Source organism: Pseudomonas sp. RIT-562 (assembly GCF_026241895.1).
GTDB lineage: Bacteria > Pseudomonadota > Gammaproteobacteria > Pseudomonadales > Pseudomonadaceae > Aquipseudomonas > Aquipseudomonas mandelii_F.
The window spans coordinates 100,530-122,486 of record NZ_JAPJIV010000007.1; the positions used below are offsets into that span (position 1 = coordinate 100,530).

Annotated in this window: 23 protein-coding genes; 14 read left to right on the forward strand and 9 right to left on the reverse strand. The window is 60.6% G+C overall.

Features of this window, described 5'->3' with window-relative positions; genetic code table 11:
* The first annotated feature begins 673 nt into the window (after positions 1-673).
* From ORL50_RS11430 to ORL50_RS11450, 5 genes are all read left to right on the forward strand, one after another.
* On the forward strand, positions 674-2,056 hold the full coding sequence (locus ORL50_RS11430) for a glutamine synthetase family protein (RefSeq protein ID WP_266014319.1): 1,383 nt from the start codon (positions 674-676) through the stop codon (positions 2,054-2,056).
* A 178-nt stretch (positions 2,057-2,234) separates the two neighbouring features.
* A complete protein-coding gene (locus tag ORL50_RS11435; protein ID WP_266014322.1) occupies positions 2,235-3,884 on the forward strand; it encodes a phosphoethanolamine transferase in 1,650 nt (549 codons plus the stop codon).
* A 152-nt stretch (positions 3,885-4,036) separates the two neighbouring features.
* Entirely contained in the window at positions 4,037-5,170 is a 1,134-nt protein-coding gene (gene rnd / locus ORL50_RS11440) for a ribonuclease D (protein WP_266014325.1), read from the forward strand.
* Positions 5,167-5,460 (forward strand): YcgL domain-containing protein, encoded by a 294-nt coding sequence (locus tag ORL50_RS11445; RefSeq protein ID WP_008036150.1) that lies wholly within the window; start codon positions 5,167-5,169, stop codon positions 5,458-5,460. The genes rnd and ORL50_RS11445 overlap by 4 nt, the downstream gene beginning before the upstream one ends.
* Before the next feature lie 114 nt (positions 5,461-5,574).
* Positions 5,575-6,507, forward strand: coding sequence for a D-2-hydroxyacid dehydrogenase (locus ORL50_RS11450; RefSeq protein ID WP_266014331.1), 933 nt, complete (start codon positions 5,575-5,577; stop codon positions 6,505-6,507).
* Between the two features lie 90 nt (positions 6,508-6,597).
* On the opposite strand, the gene ORL50_RS11455 is transcribed toward ORL50_RS11450, so the two are convergent.
* The gene (locus ORL50_RS11455) at positions 6,598-7,191 is read right to left on the reverse strand and encodes a nitroreductase family protein (RefSeq protein WP_266014334.1); all 594 of its coding nucleotides are present in this window, start codon (positions 7,189-7,191) and stop codon (positions 6,598-6,600) included.
* Between the two features lie 162 nt (positions 7,192-7,353).
* Between ORL50_RS11455 and ORL50_RS11460 the strand changes: the two genes are divergently transcribed.
* A complete protein-coding gene (locus tag ORL50_RS11460) occupies positions 7,354-7,803 on the forward strand; it encodes a YcgN family cysteine cluster protein (protein ID WP_266014337.1) in 450 nt (149 codons plus the stop codon).
* Between the two features lie 26 nt (positions 7,804-7,829).
* Complete coding sequence (locus ORL50_RS11465) at positions 7,830-9,059, forward strand: hypothetical protein (protein WP_266014340.1); 1,230 nt, start codon at positions 7,830-7,832, stop codon at positions 9,057-9,059.
* A 116-nt stretch (positions 9,060-9,175) separates the two neighbouring features.
* Here the strand turns inward: ORL50_RS11465 and ORL50_RS11470 are convergent, their stop codons facing one another.
* From ORL50_RS11470 to ORL50_RS11485, 4 genes are all read right to left on the reverse strand, one after another.
* A complete protein-coding gene (locus ORL50_RS11470) occupies positions 9,176-9,553 on the reverse strand; it encodes a YgaP family membrane protein (protein ID WP_266014343.1) in 378 nt (125 codons plus the stop codon).
* A 92-nt stretch (positions 9,554-9,645) separates the two neighbouring features.
* The gene (locus ORL50_RS11475) at positions 9,646-10,116 is read right to left on the reverse strand and encodes an RNA methyltransferase (protein WP_266014347.1); all 471 of its coding nucleotides are present in this window, start codon (positions 10,114-10,116) and stop codon (positions 9,646-9,648) included.
* A gap of 209 nt (positions 10,117-10,325) precedes the next feature.
* Positions 10,326-10,700: a YajD family HNH nuclease gene (locus tag ORL50_RS11480; RefSeq protein WP_266014350.1), complete on the reverse strand. Its 375-nt coding sequence runs from the start codon at positions 10,698-10,700 to the stop codon at positions 10,326-10,328.
* 50 nt (positions 10,701-10,750) lie between these two features.
* The gene (locus tag ORL50_RS11485; protein WP_266014353.1) at positions 10,751-11,437 is read right to left on the reverse strand and encodes a spermidine synthase; all 687 of its coding nucleotides are present in this window, start codon (positions 11,435-11,437) and stop codon (positions 10,751-10,753) included.
* Between the two features lie 120 nt (positions 11,438-11,557).
* Here ORL50_RS11485 and ORL50_RS11490 point away from each other — a divergent pair, with 120 nt between their 5' ends.
* On the forward strand, positions 11,558-11,848 hold the full coding sequence (locus tag ORL50_RS11490) for a hypothetical protein (RefSeq protein WP_266014356.1): 291 nt from the start codon (positions 11,558-11,560) through the stop codon (positions 11,846-11,848).
* A 48-nt stretch (positions 11,849-11,896) separates the two neighbouring features.
* On the opposite strand, the gene ORL50_RS11495 is transcribed toward ORL50_RS11490, so the two are convergent.
* The gene (locus tag ORL50_RS11495) at positions 11,897-13,951 is read right to left on the reverse strand and encodes a S9 family peptidase (protein WP_266014361.1); all 2,055 of its coding nucleotides are present in this window, start codon (positions 13,949-13,951) and stop codon (positions 11,897-11,899) included.
* A 221-nt stretch (positions 13,952-14,172) separates the two neighbouring features.
* Between ORL50_RS11495 and ORL50_RS11500 the strand changes: the two genes are divergently transcribed.
* The 6 genes from ORL50_RS11500 to ORL50_RS11525 are packed head-to-tail and all read left to right on the forward strand — an operon-like array spanning position 14,173 to position 18,468.
* Complete coding sequence (locus tag ORL50_RS11500; RefSeq protein ID WP_266014364.1) at positions 14,173-14,670, forward strand: MFS transporter; 498 nt, start codon at positions 14,173-14,175, stop codon at positions 14,668-14,670.
* Positions 14,671-14,702: 32 nt separating this feature from the next.
* Entirely contained in the window at positions 14,703-15,479 is a 777-nt protein-coding gene (locus tag ORL50_RS11505; RefSeq protein ID WP_247289309.1) for a class II glutamine amidotransferase, read from the forward strand.
* 11 nt (positions 15,480-15,490) lie between these two features.
* Positions 15,491-16,033 (forward strand): DUF2937 family protein, encoded by a 543-nt coding sequence (locus ORL50_RS11510; protein WP_266014372.1) that lies wholly within the window; start codon positions 15,491-15,493, stop codon positions 16,031-16,033.
* A gap of 58 nt (positions 16,034-16,091) precedes the next feature.
* The gene (locus ORL50_RS11515) at positions 16,092-16,844 is read left to right on the forward strand and encodes a 5-oxoprolinase subunit PxpA (RefSeq protein WP_266014375.1); all 753 of its coding nucleotides are present in this window, start codon (positions 16,092-16,094) and stop codon (positions 16,842-16,844) included.
* Positions 16,841-17,545, forward strand: a complete 705-nt coding sequence (locus ORL50_RS11520; RefSeq protein WP_266014378.1) for a 5-oxoprolinase subunit B family protein — start codon at positions 16,841-16,843, stop codon at positions 17,543-17,545. The genes ORL50_RS11515 and ORL50_RS11520 overlap by 4 nt, the downstream gene beginning before the upstream one ends.
* Positions 17,542-18,468 (forward strand): 5-oxoprolinase subunit C family protein, encoded by a 927-nt coding sequence (locus ORL50_RS11525; RefSeq protein WP_266014381.1) that lies wholly within the window; start codon positions 17,542-17,544, stop codon positions 18,466-18,468. The genes ORL50_RS11520 and ORL50_RS11525 overlap by 4 nt, the downstream gene beginning before the upstream one ends.
* Positions 18,469-18,551: 83 nt before the next feature.
* On the opposite strand, the gene ORL50_RS11530 is transcribed toward ORL50_RS11525, so the two are convergent.
* The 3 genes from ORL50_RS11530 to ORL50_RS11540 form a co-directional block, all read right to left on the reverse strand.
* Positions 18,552-19,730: a vWA domain-containing protein gene (locus ORL50_RS11530; RefSeq protein ID WP_122837858.1), complete on the reverse strand. Its 1,179-nt coding sequence runs from the start codon at positions 19,728-19,730 to the stop codon at positions 18,552-18,554.
* Positions 19,731-19,762: 32 nt separating this feature from the next.
* A complete protein-coding gene (locus tag ORL50_RS11535) occupies positions 19,763-20,608 on the reverse strand; it encodes an AAA family ATPase (protein WP_045058724.1) in 846 nt (281 codons plus the stop codon).
* A gap of 147 nt (positions 20,609-20,755) precedes the next feature.
* Entirely contained in the window at positions 20,756-21,832 is a 1,077-nt protein-coding gene (locus ORL50_RS11540) for a DUF748 domain-containing protein (protein WP_266014389.1), read from the reverse strand.
* Positions 21,833-21,957 lie beyond the last annotated feature (125 nt).

The following is a 21,957-nucleotide window of genomic DNA, read 5'->3' on the forward strand; positions in this document are numbered from 1 at the left end:
CTGCGTTGGGTCGCGCAGCGGCCCCCAGGTTTCCAAGGCAGAAACTCAATCGCCCGAAACAGCGCCTGCTTCGCAGGCGGACGCAGCCTTCGGCAGCTGCTACAAATTGGGCGCCACTGGTTTTTGTAGCAGCTGGCGCAGCCTGCGTTGGGTCGCGCAGCGGCCCCAGGTTTCCAAGGCAGAAACTCAATCGCCTGAGATAGCGCCTGCTTCGCAGGCGAACGCAGCCTTCGGCAGCTGCTACAAATTGGGCGCCACTGGTTTTTGTAGCAGCTGGCGAAGCCTGCGTTGGGTCGCGCAGCGGCCCCAGGATTTTCAAGGCAGGTCCCGAGCCCAACGCAGCCTCGCCGGCTCTACAGCTGCCACGGAGATTGAAGGGCGATCAAGTGATTGTTTAGCCAACCCACACCCAAAGTTCTTCAAATCCCGATTTAACACCCCAACCGCCCATGTGACGCTGCTGCCTATCTGTTTTGCACGGTTTGTCCTATGGACGGTTGCCCCGTCACACTTCCTTCCGATCTGGCCTTCTGGGCGCTGTGGCACTGCCGTCACGCGCGCCCGCCGGATTTCTGCGTTTTGCGTTGATGCATCCATAACCGATCCCGGCTCGAATCGGGATCAACCGGGCAGCGCCTGCGCGCTGGCCTGACACGCAAACAAGAGACATCCCATGAGCAGTGCCACAACCACCTTCGCTACAGAGCAGGAAGCCCTGACCTTTCTGGAACAGAACCCGGATATAGAGATGTTCGAGCTGTTCATCATCGACAACAACGGAGTGCCCCGGGGCAAGTTGTTGCATCGCGATGAACTGCTGGCGGTGTATGCCACTGGCCGCCCCCTGCCGAGCACGATTCTCGGCCTGACCATCAATGGCGACGACGTGGAGAATTCCGGGCTGGTGTGGGACGTGGGGGATATCGACTGTCGGGCCTATCCGGTCAGCGGCAGCCTGACGCGCATGCCGTGGCGCTTGATTCCGACGGCGGCGGTGCAGGTCAGCATGCATCCCACCGAGGGGTTGCCGGCGACCATTGCCGACCCGCGGCATCTGCTGGCCAAGGTGATTGAAGGCCTGCAGGCCGACGGTTATTACCCGGTGATGGCGGCAGAGCTGGAGTTCTATCTGCTGGATCAGCAGCGCGACAGCAACGGTCGCCCGCAGCCGGCGCGGGATGTCGACGGTGGTCGTCCGCGCGGGACCCAGGTCTATGGCCTGCGTGAGCTGGAACAGATCGAGCCGTTTCTTGCTGATCTCTACAGTGCCTGCAAACTCCAAGGCATTCCCGCGCGCACGGCGATTTCCGAATACGCGCCCGGGCAGGTGGAGATCACCCTGGAACACCGTGCCGATGCCCTGCAGGCAATGGACGAAGCGGTGCGCTACAAGCGGCTGGTCAAAGGGGTGGCGCACAAGCACGGCATGACGGCCTGCTTTATGGCCAAACCCTTCGATGACCTGGCGGGCACGGGGATGCACATGCACGTCAGCCTGGCGGACTCTGCGGGTAACAATCTGTTTGCCAGCGAAGCGGGGGACGGCACGCCGCTGCTCAGGCAGGCGGTCGGGGGCATGCTCAGCACCTTGCTGGATACGTTGCTGCTGTTCTGCCCGAACGCCAATTCCTATCGCCGCTTCCAGACCAACAGCTACGCACCGCTGGCGGCGACCTGGGGCGTAGACAACCGCACGGTCAGCTTGCGCGTACCCGGCGGGCCGGCGTTCTCCCGGCATATCGAGCACCGCATCTGTGGTGCCGATGCCAACCCGTACCTGGCCGCTGCGGCGATCCTGGCGGGCATCCACCGGGGCATCCGTGAACAACTCGACCCCGGCGCTCCGGTGGAAGGCAACGGGTATGCCCAGGCCAAAGAGTTGCTGCCGACCGACTGGCTGACCACCCTGCGCGCGCTTGAAGGCTCGAGCTGGGCGCGGGAGGCATTCGACGCGCAGTTCCTCGGTGTTTACCTGGCGGTTAAACGAGCCGAGTACCGACAATTCATGGGCGAGGTCGGCGAGCAGGACTGGCGCTGGTACTTGCATCAGGCCTGAATAAACGCTGAATCATTCTCAAATATGCTGGAAGTTTGAGCGATGTGCCATTAGCCAACTAATCGTTGGCTAATTTTTCACAAAAAATTGATGGTTGGCTACCTAGAGTTAATGTCGCCTGGATAAATGAAATTTTCACATTTGTCCCAGGCACTTCTCTTCAGGAATAGCCGATATCATGTTGAAGTTAAAAGCCGTTCGCCCGGAGTGGGTGACATTAGTTTCCAGCGTCTTTTTATTGACATGTTTTAATTTTGTACTGTGGCAGCACCTGTTCGACATTACCGCCGCCGACGGCCAGGGCCTGATGCTACGGGTGGCGTTCGGGGTAATGGTGCTGGCGGTTTTCAACTTTGTCCTGACCCTGCTGGCGTTTCGGCGGGTGATGAAGCCGCTGTTGACGCTGATCTTCATGTGCAGCGCAGGCGTGGCCTATTTCATGAGTCAATATGGCGCGCTGATGGATGTCGGCATGCTGCGTAACTTTGCACAAACTAACGCCACAGAAGTGCGTGACTTGCTGTCGGTGAAGTTGCTGGCTTACATAGTAGTACTGGGCGTATTGCCATCTTGGTTGTTGTGGAAGTTACCCATTAATTATCGAATCTGGCATCGTGATGTGTTGAGCAAGTTGTTGATGGTTAGCGCATCGGCGGCAGTCATCGGTGGTGTGGCGCTTATCAACTACCAAGGGCTTTCCTCGTTGTTTCGCAATCACCATGAACTGCGCCTGATGGTCGTGCCAAGTAACTACATGGCTGCTGCATTTGGCTTGGTCAAGGAGCAGGTGGCGTCGGCGCAGCAGCCCTTCATGAAGATTGGCGAAGACGCCCAGCGCAATCCGGCGTGGCAAACCCATGGCCGCAAGTCCCTGACGGTGCTGGTAGTGGGCGAAAGTGCCCGGGCGGAAAACTTCGGCATCCTTGGGTATAACCGCGATACCACGCCAGAGCTCAATAAAGAAGCCGGCCTGATCGCATTCACCGATGTGCATTCCTGTGGCACCGAGACGGCGGTCTCGGTGCCGTGCATGTTTTCCAACATGGGCCGCAAGGATTACAACGCCACCCAGGCCAAGAGCGAGGAAGGCCTGCTGGACGTGCTCAAGCGCGCAGGCATTGACGTGATCTGGCGCGATAACCAATCCGGCTGCAAAGGCACTTGCGACCGGGTCACTTTTGATGATGTCAGCAACCTCAAAGACCCGGCGTTATGCGCCAACAGCGAATGCCGGGATGAAATCCTCCTGCAGGGCTTGCAACATTTCATCGACTCCCTGGACAAGGACACCGTGCTGGTGCTGCACCAGATGGGCAGCCACGGGCCGGAATACTTCAAGCGCTACCCGAAAGAGTACGAGCACTTCACTCCCGTGTGTGAAAGCAATGCGCTGAACAATTGCAGTCGCGAAAGTATCATCAATGGCTATGACAACACCCTGGTGTATACCGACCATGTGCTGTCTTCGCTGATCGACGTGTTGCGCAGCAATCAGGACAAAGTCGATACGGCAATGCTTTATCTGTCGGACCACGGCGAATCCCTGGGCGAGTACAACCTGTTCCTGCACGGCACGCCTTACATGCTCGCCCCTGACCAGCAAAAACACGTGGCGATGCTGGCCTGGTTCTCCGACAGTTATCAGAAGTCATTTTCGGTGGACACCCACTGCCTGCAGTTAAGTCGCGACAAACCCCTGAGCCAGGACAATCTGTTCCACTCGATGCTGGGACTTCTGGAGGTCAACAGTCATGTCTACAACCAGGGCCTGGATATGTTTGCCGGTTGCCGTGGCTCGGTGATCGACGGAGTGTTGGCCAAACGGTAGGGCTGAAGACCCTGCCTACAGCCAACAAATCTCCGCCTGTCAGACATTTCTTGCTGCCATGCAGGTCTTTTCGCTAAAGCTCTTGTTCAGTGGAGGCGCGGAAATCGCCGGGGGCGATATATACTGCGCGCCATTCTTCAAGGGAGAGCCGTGTGGCCATCGATATTCACTGGATTCGCGACAACGATAGCCTTGGTCGCTTTTGCGCCGAATGGCAGCAGCTGCCCTACGTTGCCCTCGACACCGAATTCATGCGGGTCGACACCTTTTACCCGATAGCCGGCCTGCTCCAGATCGGCGATGGCGTACGCGCTTACCTGATTGATCCGTTGACCATCGACAACTGGCAGCCGCTGGCCGCATTGCTGGAAAACCCGGCGGTGGTCAAGGTGCTGCACGCCTGCAGCGAAGACCTCGAGGTGTTGCTGCGCCTGACTGGCAGCCTGCCGGCGCCGCTGTTCGACACGCAATTGGCAGCCGCCTACCTGAACCTGGGCTTCTCCATGGGCTATTCGCGCCTGGTGCAGGAAGTGCTGGGTATCGACCTGCCCAAGGGCGAGACTCGTTCGGACTGGTTGCAACGTCCACTTTCCGACACGCAGATCAGCTACGCCGCGGAAGATGCCCTGCATCTGGCGGAAGTTTTCGTACGCCTGCGTCCGAAGCTGTCTGAGGACAAGTACAACTGGGTTCTGGAAGATGGCGCCGAACTGGTCGCCAATTTGCGTCGCGAGATCGATCCGTACGAGGTCTATCGCGAAGCCAAGCTGGCCTGGAAGCTGTCCCGCGCGCAACTGGCCGTGTTGCGCGAATTGTGCGCCTGGCGCGAGCGCGAAGCCCGGGCCCGCGACCTGCCGCGTAACCGCATCGTGCGTGAGCATTCGCTGTGGCCGCTGGCGCGCACCCAGCCAGACAGCCTTGCTGCACTGGGGAAGATCGAAGACATGCATCCGCGTACCGTGCGTCAGGACGGCGAGTTTTTGCTTGATCTGATCAAGCGCTCAGGCAGTGTGTCGCCTGATCAATGGCCTCCCGCTGTGCCGGAACCCTTGCCGGTGGAAGCCGCCGCACTGATCAAACAGCTGCGGGCGATCGGCCAGGCTGAAGCCGAGCGCCTGCACATCGCGCCGGAATTGATGCTGCGCAAGACAACCCTGGAAGCCTTGCTCAAGAGCGGCTTCCCCAATGGTCCCTACCAATTGCCTGATTCGTTGCGTGGCTGGCGCCGCGAATTGATGGGCCAGGCGCTGCTCGACAGCCTGGCCACCGCCGGAGAACAGCCTTGAAACGTATTTGCTCCATCTATCGAAGCCTGAAAAAGAACGAGATGTACCTCTATGTGCTCAAGAGCGATGCTCTCGAGCGCGTTCCGGAAAGCCTGATGGCCGCATTCGGTAAGCCGCATCACGCGTTTGACCTGGTGCTCACACCCGAGCGCAAGCTGTCGCGCGAGGACATCACCGTGGTCCTGGAAAACCTCGATAAACAGGGTTACCACCTGCAAATGCCGCCTGCTGAAGACGAATACATCGAGCATCTCCCGGAAGAGTTGCTGCGCCGCAACGACCCGATGTAAGCGACCAAGGCGGCGAGCGTCCTTGAAACACTGGAATTGATATCTGGCGATGACCGCGCGATGGAGGGTGACTCCAGCGGCGGTTGTCCGCACTGTTTTCGAAAGGTTTGAACCATGCGCGTTCTGATTGCTGAACACGACCATCCTGTGTACGCCCAACTGTTGCGCCAGGCTGCGCCTGAGCTGGAAGTGCTGACCAGTGGTGATTCCGCCGAATTGGCCAGTCAGGCCGCCGACTGTCCGATCTGGCTGGGTCAGCCGGACCTGCTGGCGACCCTGCTGCGCCAGGGCCACGAACCGCAGTGGTTGCAGTCGACCTGGGCGGGTATCACGCCGCTGCTGGCCGACGGCTTGCCACGTCACTATCGCCTGACCCGGGCGGTGGGGATTTTCGGCCAGGTGATGGCCGAGTATGTGCTCACCTATCTGCTGGGCCATGAGCGCGAAGTGCTGCCGCGCCTGGTCAGCCAGGTCGAGCGCAAGTGGGACAGTCGCCAGGGCCAGAGCCTGGCGGGGCGCAAGGTGTTGATCGTCGGCACCGGCGACATCGGCCACACCGTTGCCAAATTCCTGCAGCCCTTTGGCGTCGAGTTGTATGGCATTGCCAGCGAGGCCCGCGAGCAGGCTCCGTTTGTGCAAGTCGGCACGCTGGCGGACCTGCCACGGCTGGTGGGTGAGGTGGATTACGTGATCAACCTGTTGCCGAACACGCCACACACCCACGATCTCTACGATGCGGCGCTGTTCAAACAATTCAAGCCCACCGGGTTGTTCCTCAACGTCGGGCGCGGCGTCGCGGTGGTCGATGCCGACCTGGTGGAAGCCTTGAAGGAAGGGCATCTGGCTGGCGCGGTCATCGACGTCTGCCGTCAGGAGCCACTGCCGCAGCGGCATCCTTTCTGGACGGCGTGGGGCTTACTGCTGACCGGCCACAGCTCGGCACCGACCTCGCCGGCGATGATGGTGCAGCTGTTTGTCGAGAACCTGCGGGCGTACCAGGCGGGCGAGGCGTTGCGCGGGGAAGTGGATTTCGATCGCGGGTATTGAGTCGCCGCCAAAAAGATCGCAGCCTGCGGCAGCTCCTACAGAGCCATGTTTACACCTGTAGGAGCTGCCGCAGGCTGCGATCTTTTGCTTTCAGAGGGTGAAATCACCCTCAGCCGCCAACTCAGCCAACGGCCGGCGCGGGCTTGGCAATTCACGAGCCTGCAGATACTCAGCCAAAGTCGCCTTGTCGCCCAACTTGCCCACCGCCACTGCCGCGTGCAGCGCGTAGCCCTCGGGGATGTTCAGCTCCTTGCGCGTTAGCGCCTGGTCAAACCCGGCCATGCCGTGAGTGTGCCAACCGCTGATGCTCGCCTGCAGGGCCAAATGACCCCAGGCCGAACCGGTGTCGAAGGTGTGCCACAGCGCCGGGGTTTCTTCGCTGGCGCCTGGGGCGGTGAAGGTAGTCTTGGAGATCACGATGATCAGCGCCGAGGCGTGTTGCGCCCAGCTGCGGTTGAATTCGTTGAGCAGGCCGAGGTAACGCTCCCAGTTCGGCGTATCGCGGCGCGCGTAAAGGAATCGCCACGGCTGCGAATTGTAGGCCGAGGGTGCCCAGCGTGCGGCTTCGAAGAAGCTCAGCAGGGTTTCCTCGGGGATTGCTTCGCCGGTGAATGCACGAGGCGACCAGCGATCGGTGAACTGCGGGTGGATAGCATAATCGGCAACACGCGGGTTGGCACTCATCGACAGATTCCTTGCTCGGTTTGAATGTGGGCGACGCAAAACCCTACGTGGCGGCGACAAAACTGACAAGTGCGTTCTACCGGCAGTCGCCAATGCTTGGCCCGCAGGGCTTGGCGCACTAGACTGGCGGCCTTTTCACCACCTGATGTCGATGCTCGAACCATGGCCGCCAAAGTCGAACCGTTCTGGATACGCAAAACCCTCGATCAACTCGATCAGCAGGAATGGGAATCGCTGTGCGATGGCTGCGGCCTGTGCTGCCTGCAAAAGCTCGAGGATGAGGACGACAACAGCGTCTATTACACGCGAATCGCCTGCAAGTTGCTGGACCTGAAGACTTGCCAGTGCAGCGATTACCCCAACCGTCGCGAGTCGGTGCCCGACTGCATTCAGCTCACGCCAGGCAAGGCCGACGAATTTAAATGGTTGCCGCCGACCTGCGGTTACCGCCTGGTCAGCGAGGGCAAGGATCTGCCGCTCTGGCACCATCTGGTCTGCGGTGACCGCGATGCCGTGCACCACGAACGCATTTCACAATCGGGGCGCATGCTGGCCGAAGGCAGCGTGGCCGAAGACGATTGGGAAGACCATCTGATTTTCCGCGCGGGTTGATTGTCCGCTCGCCACAAGGAGTGTGTATGGCTGTGGGATTGCGCCAGGTGTTGGCGATTGGGTTGCTGGCGCTGAGTTCATCGGCGTGGGCGGCGAAAAAAGTCGATCTGGATTATCACGTGCGCCTGTTGCCACAAAGCGATCAGGCCGAGGTGCGGCTGTCGCTTGCCCAGGGTTCGGCAGTCCGCAGCCTGGATTTCGACCTGGGTGACGGCAGCCGTTACAGCGACTTCAAAGCCGACGGCCAGTGGCAACTGGTGGCAGGCAAACAGGCGCGCGGCATCTGGCGTCCGGCTGCCGACAAGTCCAGCCTGACCTATCGGGTGCGCATCAGCCACGGTCGCAAGGGCGGCAGCTTCGAGACGCGGATGACGCCTACCTGGGCATTGATGCGCGGTGACGACCTGGTACCTGCCGCCAAACTCGATCAGCAGGATGGCATCGAGCTGGTGTCGCGCCTTGAGTTCGAGCTGCCCACGGGCTGGAAAAGCGTGGAAACCGCCTGGCCGCGGATTGGCAAAAACAAATTCCGCATCGATAACGTCTCGCGACTGTTCGACCGACCCACCGGCTGGATGCTCGCCGGTCACCTCGGTGCTCGCCGCACGCGGCTCGGGGAAACCGAGGTGACGGTGGCGTCCCCATTGGGCCAGGGGATGCGGCGCATGGATGTGCTGACGCTGCTGACATTCGTCTGGCCGCAGGTGCAGGCGGTGTTTCCACGGCACCCGACCAAGTTGTTGATCATCGGCGCGAACGACCCGATGTGGCGCGGCAGCCTGGCAGCGCGCGAATCCATCTATCTCAACTCGCGGTTGCCACTGGTGAGTGAAAGCGGCAGCAGTGCGCTGGTGCGCGAGTTGGCCCAGCTGTTCGCACGCATCAATGACAAGCAGCGCAGCGACTGGATCAGCGAGGGATTTGCCGAGTATTACGCCATCGAACTGGTGCGTCGTGCGGGTGGCATGAGCGATGAGCGTTATGCGAGCTTGCACAAGAAGTTGGCGCGCGATGGCGAGAAGGTGAAGACCTTGCGCGGCGAGCAAATCGATTCGGCGCAAGTTGGCAGGGCGGTGTTGCTGCTGGGGGAGTTGGATCAGGAGATACGCATCAAGACCCGCAACAAGCGCTCGCTGGACGATGTGCTGCGTGGGGCGATGCGCTTGGAGAGTGTGGATACCAGGGAATTTGTGCAGCTGGCCGAGAGTGTGATCGGTGAGTCTTCCGAAGTCCTGGATACCGGGTTGCTTCAGTAAATCAAAAGATCGCAGCCTGCGGCAGCTCCTACAGGTATCGAGTCGTATGCAACATATGCGGACGACCCATTACCTGTAGGAGCTGCCGAAGGCTGCGATCTCTTGACCTTAAATCCTTAGACCCCAGTCTTGGGCGAAACCAGCGAATCATTACCCGTCACAGTAGCCGTACTGGTCGCCGCCTCAGCGTTCTTCTTCAACCTGGTCAACTCTTCCCCGGCGCGCTCGATCTTCGCTCGCACGTTGTTCATGTCCTGGCGACTTTTCTCCAGCAGGCTCTTGGCCGAACTGTGTCCGGTAATGCCCCGGGCCAGCGCCACGCCGCCGATCGCCACCTGGATCAAACCAAAAATGCCGCCGCGACGCAGGCCCTTGCCCATCATCACCACGCCACCGGCGAGTGAGCCGATGCGCTCCCAACCGTGGACGTTCTGGTCGGGATAAGTCTGGAACGGGGTGGATTCGATGCGCTGTACGCGTTTGAGTTCGCTCATGATCTGTCTCCTGGCTGGATGGACTGCTTCAAGAATAGATAAATAAGCTGACTCCCATCGCGGGCGGCTTGTTCCATCGGATGTGCGGCAATTCAGCGGAATTTCGCCCCGGAGCGGGTGTTCAAGCCTTTGGCCATACGGTCGTAGAGCACGACGTTGACGGTTGCCGCAAGGTTCATGCAGCCGGTAGTCGGGATGTAGACGACGTCTTCGCACCAGTCGCGAATCTCTTTGTCTAGCGAGCCGTCTTCCGGGCCGAAGATGTACAGGGCGCGGTCGGGATGCGTGTACTCAGGCAGTGCGCGGGCACCGTCAACCAGCTCGACTGCCACTGGGACGCAACCCAGGGGCAGGATTTTTTTCAGGTCGTCGATGCCGATCAGCGGGATGTCGTAGTGCACGCGCTTGGTGTCTGTGACGAAGTCGGCGGCGCGTTCATAACGCTTGCCGGTGTAGAACACGGAGGCCACGCCATAGCAGCCGGCGGCGCGCATGACCGAACCGACGTTTTCCGGTGACTTGGGGTTATACAAACCTATGCAGCTGTACCGTTTGTCTGCCACGAGCGGGGTGCCTTCGGGGAAAAAACGGCGATTATACGGGGATTGGGGGAGGGGTGTTTGGTTTGGAGTACTGTGATGGACGGGCTGGCCTCTTCGCGAGCAAGCCCGCTCCCACAATGAGCTCCAGTGATCACAAGAACCTGGTCCACCGAAGACCCCTGTGGGAGCGGGCTTGCTCGCGAAGAGGCCAGCCCGATCGCCGAATTTCTTCAGTCGTCCTTCTTCATCAACCCAGCCAACGCCGCAAACGGGTTATGCGTCGCCTTGGCGATTTTCGGCGAGCTCAACGAACCCTCGCTGAAGTACTGCTGGTCGGTGTACCGCGAGTGCTCATTGTCATGGCAATACAGGCACAGCAGTTCCCAGTTGGAACCATCCTGGGGGTTGTTGTCGTGGTTATGGTCGCGGTGATGCACGGTCAATTCGCTCAGGCGCTTGCCGGAAAACTCACGGGTGCAGCGCCCGCACACGTGCGGGTACATCTTCAGTGCCTTGTCGCGGTAACCCATTTCCTTGTCGCGCTGGTTATCGGCGAGGATGCGGTCCAGCTTCGAGGTGTTGGTCGGGGTTGTTGACGAACTCATGGGTTCACCTTGGTAAAAATGACTGATGACGGTTATGCACAGAGTTTAGCTCAGCCCTTGAGCTTTTCGGCAATCCAGATGGTATGGCGGGTGCCTTTGTTGCCGTGGGCAAAGACCTGGACTTCCTCGGCCTTGAAACCGGCCTTTTTCAGCTTGTCGGAAAACTGCCGGTCGGCACTCGCCGACCACACCGCCAACACGCCTTTGGGCCGCAGGGCCTTGGCGCAGGCGCTCAGGCCGCCGGCGGAATACAGCCAGCTGTTGGCTTTCTGGGTCAAGCCTTCGGGGCCGTTATCGACGTCGAGCATGATCGCGTCGAAGCCTTGGGGTTCGGCCTGCAGCACCTTGGCCACGTCTTCCATGCGGATCACCGTGCGCGGGTCGAGTAGGGGGTTGCCGGATTTTTCGCCCAGCGGCCCGCGGTTCCACTCGACAACGCCTGGCACCAGTTCGGCCACTACCACTTCGGCAGTCTTGCCTAGGTGCTTGAGCGCCGAGGCGAGGGTAAAGCCCATGCCCAGGCCACCGATCAATACCCGCGAATTCGGCCGCCCGGCGACCTTGCGGCAGGGAATCTCAGCCAGCGCATCTTCGGAGCCGTGCATGCGGGTGTTCATCAACTGACCGCCGTCACCGCCCTGGATCTTGATGACAAAATCCTCGCCGTACTCGAACAGGCACAGGGCACCGCCATTATCTGGTATGGGGGTGGTGTCGAGTAGTACGAAACGTTTCATGTGGCTCTCTTAAGAAGAAGGGGCTTAAAAAATGGGCTTGAGAAGAATTGGCACGGGGAGGGCAATCACGCGCAGTTGGGAGTAGCCTGAGAACAGACAACAAGGCTAACGGAGCCATTGATGAAGCGCACCATTCTAACGGTCATTGCCTTGGCCGCGCTCTCGATAACTGCAGTGCAGGCCCAGGAGCTGCAAACCATTCCCACCAGCCCGGCGCCGATGCCTGGTTCGCCGGGAACCGCAACACCGACACCTTACCCTCAGATCACTCCGACCGCCGTGCCCAAGGCGGGCCCTGGCAGTGGCGGCCCGCCGTTGCTGCCGCCGATCGAAATGCCCAACCCGCCCAAGGACCAGCCGTTGCCGGGCCTTGAGCAAAACAGCAGCAAAATCAAACCCCCCGGCGGATAACCAGCGATTAAGCCGCTGGCAAACTGTGGGAGCAAAGCTTCGTGGGTATCAGACGATGCCCAGTACCTTGAACACGAACGCGTACTCCAGCGCCACGTCACGCAAGCCCTGGTAACGCCCGCTCATCCCGCCATGCCCGGCACCCAGTTCGGTCTTGAGCAGTAACGGATTGGTGTCGGTCTTGGTTGCGCGCAACTTGGCGACCCACTTCGCCGCCTCCCAATACTGCACGCGGCTGTCGTTGTAGCCGGCAATCACCAGGGTTGCCGGATAAGCCTGGGCGCTGACGTTTTCGTAAGGAGCGTAAGCCTTGATGCGCTCATACACCTCTGGATCCTCGGGATTGCCCCACTCGTCGTACTCGGTGACGGTCAATGGCAGGTCCGGATCGAGCATGGTGTTGAGCACGTCGACGAACGGCACTTCAGCAATGGCCGCGCCGAACAGCTCGGGCCGCTGGTTGAGCACCGCGCCGATCAACAGGCCGCCGGCACTGCCGCCGCTAATTGCCAGCTGCGGGGCGGTGGTGTAGCCGTTGGCGATCAGGTGCTCGGCGCAGGCGATGAAGTCGCTGAAGGTGTTGTGCTTGTGCTCCTGCTTGCCGGCGCGGTACCAGGCTTCGCCGAGTTCGCCGCCGCCACGCACGTGGGCAATGGCGAACGCGACCCCGCGATCCAGCAGGCTCAGGCGCGCGTGGGAGAACCACGGATCGAGGCTTTCGCCGTAGGCACCGTAGCCGTACAGATACAGCGGGGTCGGCTGACCCAGGGCCTCGCGCTTGACCACCAGGCTGATCGGCACCTGCGTACCGTCAGGTGCCGTTGCCCACAGGCGCTGGCTGACGTAGGCATCGGCGTCGAACGGGCCGAGCACCGGGGTTTGCTTGAGCACCTTCTGTTCGCCCGTGGCGAGGTCGAGCTGGCGGATCTGCGCCGGCCGGTTCAACGCTTCGTAGCGCAGGCGGATGCGCTCGCTGGCGAACTCCAGGCTGTTCTGCACGTGAAGGCTGTAGGCCGCATCGGGCAACTGCACGCGGTAGCTGGGCAGGTCCTGCGGATGCACTTCAATCACCGGCAGGCCGCCGACTCGCAGGCTCAGGGTCAAGGCCCCGGCATTGAGGCTCATGCCATCGAGCATGGTCAGGTGGCTATGGGGGATCAGGTTCTGCCACTGTTCCTCGGTCGGGGCCACACCCGTATCGTCAGCGTGGTACAGGGCGAAGTTGATGCCGTCGCGGTTGGTGCGGATAAACCAGCTCCACTGGCCATCCAGCGCGCCGTGGTCGACGTCATATTCATGGCCTTCCCGGCGCGGCGCAACGCAGGTAAAGCTTTGTTGAGGCTGCGCGGCATCGAGTACCCAGACTTCGCTGGTGGTCTTGCTGCCCAGCGCGAGCAGCAGTTGCAGCTCGGAACTGGAGCGGTAGCAATGCAGGAAGAAACGTCCGTCCGGTTCATGAAACACTTCTTCGGCCGCCGTTCCATCCAGACGATAGCGGTACAGCTTGTGCGGGCGATGGGTGTCGTCGAGCTCGCCGAAGAACAGCGTCAGGCTGTCGTTGGCCCAGGTCATGCTGCCGTCGCAGTCCTCGAACTCCAGTTCGCTGACGCGGCCGTTGGACAATTCCTTGACGAACAGCGTGTAGATCTCGTCGCCGGTGGAATCGATGCTGTAGGCCAGGCGCTGATGGTCCGGGCTGATGCTGAACGCACCCAGGGAAAAGAAGCCGCCCTTGGCCAGTGCGTTAGGGTCCAGCAGCAACTGTTCCTGGCTCTCGTCGAGCTCCAGGCTGTCATCGGCCGGGCGCGGGCAACGGTAGTGACGCGCATACTCATCACCGGCGGTGGTGCGGGTGTAGTACAGGTATGGCCCCCAGGGGGAGGGCAGGGACAAGTCGGTCTCGAGAATCCGGCCCTTGATCTCCTCGAACAGGGCTTCACGCAGGCCGGCCTGATCGGCGGTCTGAGTTTCCTGATAATGGTTTTCAGCCTTCAGATAGTCGAGCACCGGGCCAGTATCGCGCTCCTGCAGCCAGGCATACGGGTCTGGACCTTCAGCCCTGTGGGCAATGGGTGCGGCGTGAATGTTGGCGGATGGGGGCATGAAGGGCTCTCGAACGATGTACGAAAAAGGGATTAGCGCTAAACGCTCTGTAGGAGTGAGCCTGCTCGCGATGACGTCGGCACATTCAACATCGGTGTTGTCTGGTCATACGCCATCGCGAGCAGGCTCGCTCCTACAGGGTCAGTGCCTGCCCGATGGTATTGGGACAAGCCTGGCGTGCGAAAAGTCGTTACTATAAGCGTCTATTTGCCTGCCTTGCCATGGACACCATGACCGAGAACGACTATCTGATCGCCTGGGGCCTCTACGCCTTTGCCGCTTTGGGCTGCCTGCTGGTGTGGTTGCGCCTGACTTCCTGGATGTGGCGCTGGTTGCGCGAGCCGCTGCGTCTACTGGTGGCCGTGTTGCTGTTCGCCCCGACCATGGTTGACCCTGTAAAGGAAAAAGTCGCCCCGGCTATCGCCATTACTGCCCTCGACCTGCTGTTCAAAGTGGGCAACAACGCCTTTCGAGCGATTTCCGAACTGTTGATGTACGGAATGTTCGTCTTTGGCGCCTATCTGGTCTTTGTCGCCATCCGTTTTGCCAGGGAACGCTCCGCCAAGGCCCGCAAGGCGCAGGCTGATGCAGCCCAGGCTGCCCTGCGGGCCGACGAGCCTGAAGAAGATCAACTGTTCGGTGGAGCCGGCGATGATCGTTATGGCCGCCCACCTGTGCCGAGCAACCCTCAGCGTCTGCGGGTCGAACCCCGTCTGTAAGCTTGCCCCAGCCTTTCATCGAGAGTCCGAGCATGTGTGAGTTATTGGGCATGAGCGCCAATGTCCCGACCGATATCGTGTTCAGCTTTACCGGGCTGATGCAGCGCGGCGGGCGTACCGGCCCGCACCGTGACGGCTGGGGCATCGCCTTTTATGAAGGGCGTGGATTGCGCCTGTTCCAGGACCCGGCCGCCAGCTGTGAGTCCGAGGTCGCCAACCTGGTGCAGCGTTATCCGATCAAGAGCGAAGTCGTGATCGGGCACATCCGCCAGGCCAACGTCGGCAAGGTCTGCCTGTCCAATACTCATCCGTTCGTCCGTGAATTGTGGGGGCGCAACTGGTGTTTCGCGCACAACGGCCAACTGGCGGATTTCCAGCCAATCACCAGTTTCTATCGCCCGGTGGGCGATACTGACAGCGAAGCGGCATTCTGCGACCTGCTCAACCGGGTGCGCGCGGCATTTCCGGAGCCGGTTGAGGTTGAAGAACTGCTGCCCGACCTGGTCGCCGCCTGCGCTGAATACCGCAGCAAGGGCGTATTCAACTGCCTGCTCAGCGACGGCGACTGGCTGTTCTGCTATTGCTCGACCAAACTGGCCCAGATTACCCGCCGAGCCCCATTCGGACCGGCGCGGCTGAAAGATGTCGATGTGATAGTCGACTTCCAGGCCGAAACCACGCCCAATGACGTGGTCACGGTGATCGCTACCGAACCGCTCACCGAAAACGAAACCTGGACCCGCTACGAACCGGGCCAGTGGAGCCTGTGGCGACGCGGTGAATGCGTCAGCCAGGGCAAGACCGCATAAGGATCTTCCCGATGTTGCTCAGTTATCTAAGGCTGGTGTTGTTCGCGGCGGGCCTGTTGATCGGGGTGCAGGTGCCAGGGTTCATCAATGATTATGCCAAGCGGGTCGAGGCGCATCTGATTGAAGCCCAGACCAGCCTCAGCGGCTTCCAAGGCACCGCCAATCAGTTCTTCAAGGGCGACATGCAGGCCCTGGTGGCACATTACCGCGCCAGCGAAGACCCGATTTTCCGCAGCGATGCCGACAGCCTGAGCACACTGCTCACCCGCCAACTGGCGCTCGATAAACAATTCCAGGCCATGCAGGGCCCGTGGTACATCCGTGTGCTGCAAGTCGCCCTGGCCGCTGATCCGGACATTCGCAAGGAAACCTGGAACGGCTACAGCTACCAGATTCTGTTGACCCCGGAAGCGATGATCTGGGGCATGAGTGGCGCCTTGCTGCTGTCGTTCGGCATCGAGTGCCTGTTCCGGTTGATCGATTGGGTGGTGCTGGGCGGCAAGCGCCTGCGCCAGAGCCGGCCGATTGAAGACCGGGATGTGCGCGGGCTCTGAGATCTTTTGATTTTGATTTTTTCGGGCCAAACTCAATAAACAATCAGGAGTGTTCCCCATGACCCGCCTGCTATTGAATTGCGACATCGGCGAAAGCTTCGGCAACTGGACCATGGGCCTGGATGCCGAGGTCATGCCCGTGATCGACTGCGCCAACATCGCCTGTGGTTTCCATGCCGGTGACCCCAGCATCATGCGCAAGACGGTCAGCCTGGCCTTGAGTCATGGCGTGCAGATCGGTGCCCATCCGGCCTATCAGGACCTGGTGGGTTTCGGTCGCCGATCCATGACCTACAGCGCCCAGGAACTGCAGGACATCCTGCATTACCAGATCGGCGCACTGGATGGCGTGTGCCGCGCCCAGGGTGGGCGGGTAAGTTACGTCAAACCCCACGGCGCGATGTACAACGACATGATGGCCAACCCCGCGCAACTGCGCGCAGTGCTGCAGGCAGTGGCCGCCTATGACCGCACCTTGCCCCTGATGCTGATGGCCACCCGCGACAACAGCGCCGCCCAGCAACTGGGTGATGAATACGGCATCACGCTGTGGTTCGAAGCGTTCGCCGACCGCGCCTACGACAGCGCTGGCAGGCTGGTTTCGCGACAACTGCCTGGCGCCGTGCACCATGATCCGCAAACAATCATCGAGCAGGCCCTGACCATCGCCCGCGGCGCACCGCTCACCGCCAGCGATGGCAGCGCCCTGCACTTGCAGGCCAATACCCTGTGCGTACATGGCGACAACAGCAGTTCGGTGGCCGCCGTGCGACGCATTCGTGAGGCCCTCGATCAGCAGAGTGCGTCGTGAAACTGCGAGTCGAAGTGGTGGCGCTGGACTGCCTGATGGTGCGGTTGTTCGACGAGATCGCCGAGGCCAACATGCCGTGGATGCTCGCGGCCAGTGAAAGCCTGCGCTCGGCGTTCGCCGGGCAGCTTATCGACCTGGTGCCTTCCTACACCACCCTGATGGTGCATTACGACCTGACCACTATGAGCCCGGCGCAGGCCCGGGAACTGATCGGCGCTGCCTTGATCGATCTGTCGCCGAACGCTCGCGACACCGGCGTCTGTCATGTGCTGCCGGTCTGGTATGACCCAAGCGTGGGCCCGGAATTGAGCCTGTTGTCCCGGCGCAGCGGTTTGTCGGTGCAGGAGGTGATCCGCCGCCACAGCGAGCACACGTATCAAGTGTTTGCCCTGGGCTTTGCTCCGGGGTTTGCCTTCATGGGCCTGGTGGATGAAGTGCTGGCGGCACCACGCCTGAACACTCCGCGCAAAAAAGTCGCGGCTGGTAGCGTCGGCATTGCCGAGCGGCAGACCGCAGCGTACCCGGTGGTGTCACCGGGAGGCTGGAACCTCATCGGGCGTACGCCGGCCAGGCTGTTCGACCGCGATCGCGACGGCTACAGCCTGATGCAACCGGGTGATACGGTGCGCTTCGAAGCGGTGGCGCATGCCGAGTTCATCAACCTGGGCGGCGATGACACGCCCCTGGAGGTCCAGGCATGAGCCGTTTGATGATCGACGCGAGCACTCCGCTGTGTCTGTTGCAGGATGCCGGCAGGTTCGGCGTGCGGCATCTGGGTGTCACCCAGGGCGGCGGCCTGGATTGGTGTTCGATGTCCTGGGCCAACTGGTTGCTGGGCAACGATCTGGATGCGCCAGTGGTTGAAGTCACCCTGGGCGGGTTTGCCCTGGTGGCCGAGGCTGATTGCGTGCTCGCGCTGGCGGGGGCGGATCTGGGGGCACAGGTCGACGGCCAGCCCCTGTCGCCGTGGCGCAGTTTCCGTTTGCACAAGGGCCAGCGCTTGCAGTTGACCCAGCCAGTGCTGGGCGCGCGCGCCTACCTCGCGGCCCCTGGCGGTTTTGCTGCGCCGAAGGTCCTGGGCAGTTGTTCCACGGTGGTCCGTGAGGCGCTCGGCGGGGTGGATGGGTTGGGCAGGGCGCTGGCCCAAGGCGATTCGCTGAGCTGCCAGGGCAGTTCCTTGATGTTGCTGCGTGAGCTGCCTGCCAGACAACGACCGGACTTTAGCGACAGCAGGCCGCTGGACCTGGTGCTCGGCGCACAGATCGGGCAGTTCAGCGGGCAGAGCTCATTCGATGCGTTCAACTGCGCCTGGACACTCGACAGTCGCGCGGACCGCATGGGCATCCGGCTGCTCGGAACGCCCCTGGAGTACCAGGGCAAGCCGATGATTTCCGAAGGGATACCGCTGGGCGCGGTGCAGGTGCCGCCGGATGGGCAACCGATCGTGTTGCTCAATGACCGGCAGACGATTGGCGGCTATCCGCGGCTTGGGGCGTTGACGCCGCTGGCGTTGGCCCGGTTGGCGCAATGCCTGCCAGGTGCACAGGTGCGGTTGCGGCCGGTGGTGCAGGATGTGGCGCATCGTGAGCAGGTTGGATATTTGCAGCGGTTTCGAAATAGCTAAAAGCTTCGCGAGCAGGCTCACATCCTACAGGATGTCTTGTAGGAGTGAGCCTGCTCGCGATGAAGCCTTCCCGTTAATTCAACTTACTTGGACAAATACCGCATCCCTTCCTCCAACCCCCGCAACGTCAACGGGTACATCTGGTCGTCTATCAGGTCCCGAACAATATTGGTCGAGGACGTATAACCCCAAGTGTCCTTCGGATAAGGATTGATCCAGATGACCTTCTTGTACTTCTCCATGAACCGCTGCATCCACACATAACCGGCTTCTTCGTTCCAGTGCTCGACGCTGCCCCCGGCCTGGGTGATTTCGTAGGGCGCCATGGCGGCATCTCCAATAAAGATCACCTTGTAGTCGGCGCCGTACTTGTGGAGCAGGTCCTGGGTCGAAGTGCGCTCGGACGTGCGACGCATATTGTTTTTCCACACCGATTCATAAATGAAGTTGTGGAAATAGAAGTACTCCAGGTGCTTGAACTCGGTCTTGCAGGCCGAGAACAGTTCTTCGCAGATCTTCACGTGGGCGTCCATCGAGCCGCCGATGTCGAACAGCAGCAAGAGCTTGACCGTGTTGCGCCGCTCCGGTCGCATCTGGATATTCAACAGCCCGGCATCGCGCGCGGTGTGGTCAATGGTGCCGTCGATGTCCAGTTCTTCGGCTGCACCCTGGCGGGCGAATTTGCGCAGCCGGCGCAGCGCGACCTTGATGTTGCGGGTACCCAGCTCAACCGAATCGTCGAGGTTCTTGTACTCGCGCTGGTCCCACACCTTTACCGCCTTGCCCTGGCGCTTACCCGCATCACCGACGCGAATACCTTCCGGATTGAAGCCACCGGAGCCGAACGGGCTGGTGCCGCCAGTGCCGATCCACTTGTTACCACCGGCGTGACGTTCCTTCTGTTCTTCGAGACGCTTCTTGAACTCCTCGATCAGCTTGTCCAGGCCGCCGAGGGACTGGATCGCGGCGCGCTCTTCATCCGTCAGCGAGCGTTCGAACTCCTTGCGCAGCCAATCCTCGGGAATCAATGCCTGCAGGTGGTCATCGAGTTTTTCCAGGCCGTTGAAGTACGCACCGAAGGCTCGGTCAAACTTGTCGAAATGCTTTTCATCCTTCACCAGGATCGCCCGGGACAAGTAATAAAACTCGTCCATATCGGCGAAAGTCACCCGCTGTTTCAGCGCGTTGATCAGGTCCAGCAGCTCACGGACCGAGACCGGCACCTTGGCTGCGCGCATTTCATTGAACAGGTTGAGCAGCATGGCTATCGCCCTCTATCTTGTTAAAAGAGGGATCAGCGGGAGCCGCGACGGCTCATGAACGCCAGGCGCTCCAGCAGCTGCACGTCCTGTTCGTTCTTCACCAGGGCGCCGGCCAGGGGTGGAATGGCCTTGGTCGGGTCGCGTTCGCGCAGCACCGCTTCGCCAATGTTGTCGGCCATCAGCAGCTTCAGCCAGTCGACCAGTTCCGAAGTCGAAGGCTTCTTCTTCAGGCCCGGCACCTTGCGCACATCGAAAAACACGTCCAGCGCTTCACTGACCAGGTCCTTCTTGATGTCCGGGTAGTGCACGTCGACGATTTTCTGCAGGGTGGTGCGATCCGGGAAGGCGATGTAATGGAAGAAGCAGCGGCGCAGGAAGGCGTCCGGCAGCTCTTTCTCGTTGTTGGAAGTAATGATGATGATCGGCCGCTTCTTCGCCTTGATGGTCTCGTCGATTTCGTAGACGTAGAACTCCATCTTGTCGAGTTCCTGCAGCAGGTCATTGGGGAACTCGATGTCGGCCTTGTCGATCTCGTCGATCAGCAGGATCACCCGCTCATCAGACTCGAAAGCCTCCCACAACTTGCCTTTCTTGAGGTAGTTGCGCACGTCGTGGACCTTGTCGGTGCCCAGCTGCGAATCCCGCAGACGACTGACCGCATCGTATTCGTACAAGCCCTGATGGGCCTTGGTGGTGGACTTGATGTGCCAGGTGATCAGCTTGGCGCCAAAGGATTCGGCCAGCTGCTCGGCGAGCATGGTCTTGCCGGTACCCGGCTCACCCTTGACCAGCAGCGGCCGCTCCAGGGTGATGGCGGCGTTGACCGCCAGCTTCAGGTCATCGGTGGCGACGTAGGCCTGGGTGCCTTCGAACTTCATCTGCTAATCCTCGAACGGTGACGCCGACCTGAGCGAAGCAGGGCGGGACGGGCGAATTAATGGTAGTGCCCGACTATAACGCGCAGGCCGGTCGACTGTGAACGCAGACGGCTTATTCAGTCTCTGAATGGCGCGTCACATGGTGACTCAGCCCGCGTCCGGCTTCGGCCGTTCATAACGGGCATTGAATGCCTGGACAAATCCGTTGCGCAAAATCTGCAAAAACGCCTGGAACGCGTTGATATCTTGCCGATGCACGTTGCCACTGAGTTCTACTCGGGTGGCGAACTGGTTTTTGCCCTGGTTTTTCAGCACAGTTTCCGAGCCGCCAACGATGGCTTCCCAGACCGAGCGGAACAGGCCTTTGTCCTTGTTTTCCACGTCCTGCTGCCAGTTGAACACGTCGACGTCCTTGAGCAGCGGCTTGATGTAACCGGTGAGTTTGCCCTTGTTGGCTTCGGCCTCGATGACCACGTCGCCGTGGCCGGCATTGAAGTCGAACTTGCCATAGGCCGAGGCGAAATCATTCATGCGTTTTAATTCGATGTCACGGGCGCGCAGGCGGAAGTCGAAGTCCTCGAAGTTGCTCAGCGGATCGAAGGTCGCCGTGGTTTCCAACGGTGCATGGCCGAGCAACAGCGCCTTGCCTTCGAAGCGCGCGTCACGCTTGCCTTCGGTATCCACCACGTTGGTCAGGTTATAGAGGCTGGCGTTGACCTTGGTGGCGTTCATGTTCACCGGTGGTTTGGAATTGAAATTACGGAAGGTGATCTTGCCGTCGATGATGCGAATTTCGTTGAAGGTAAAGGGCGCCAGTTTGCTCAGCTGGGCACGCCAGTCGGTGCCTTTACCGGTCTGGGAGTTCTGCTTGTTGGCGCCACCGTCGACGAAGTTCACTTCAGGGTTGAAGAACTGCACCTCGGCCACGACCGCGTGATCGGACCACAGCGAGTGCCAGCTGACGGACAGGTCGATCAACGGCGCATCGACGAAGGGCACCGGCACCTTGCCGTCGACCTTGACGATCTTCAGCCCGTTGATCTTGTAGGCGCCGCGCCACAGCGCCAGGTCGACGTCGGTGATCTGGCCACGGTAGTCGCCCATGTCGGCGAGTTTCTCGTTCAGGTAGTCGCGCACCATGTAGGGCAGGGCGATGTGCAGTGCAACCAGCAGCACGACGACCCCGGCAATGATCCATAGCGGCCAACTGTAGCGACGTTTCATGATGACAATTCTCCGGCGATGTAAAGCCATTGACTGTTGTTGTAACAGGACGTTCGACCTGACTGGACGACCACGAACAACAGGCTTACCTTGGAGCGCTATTTCAATGCTGTATAAGGACCCAG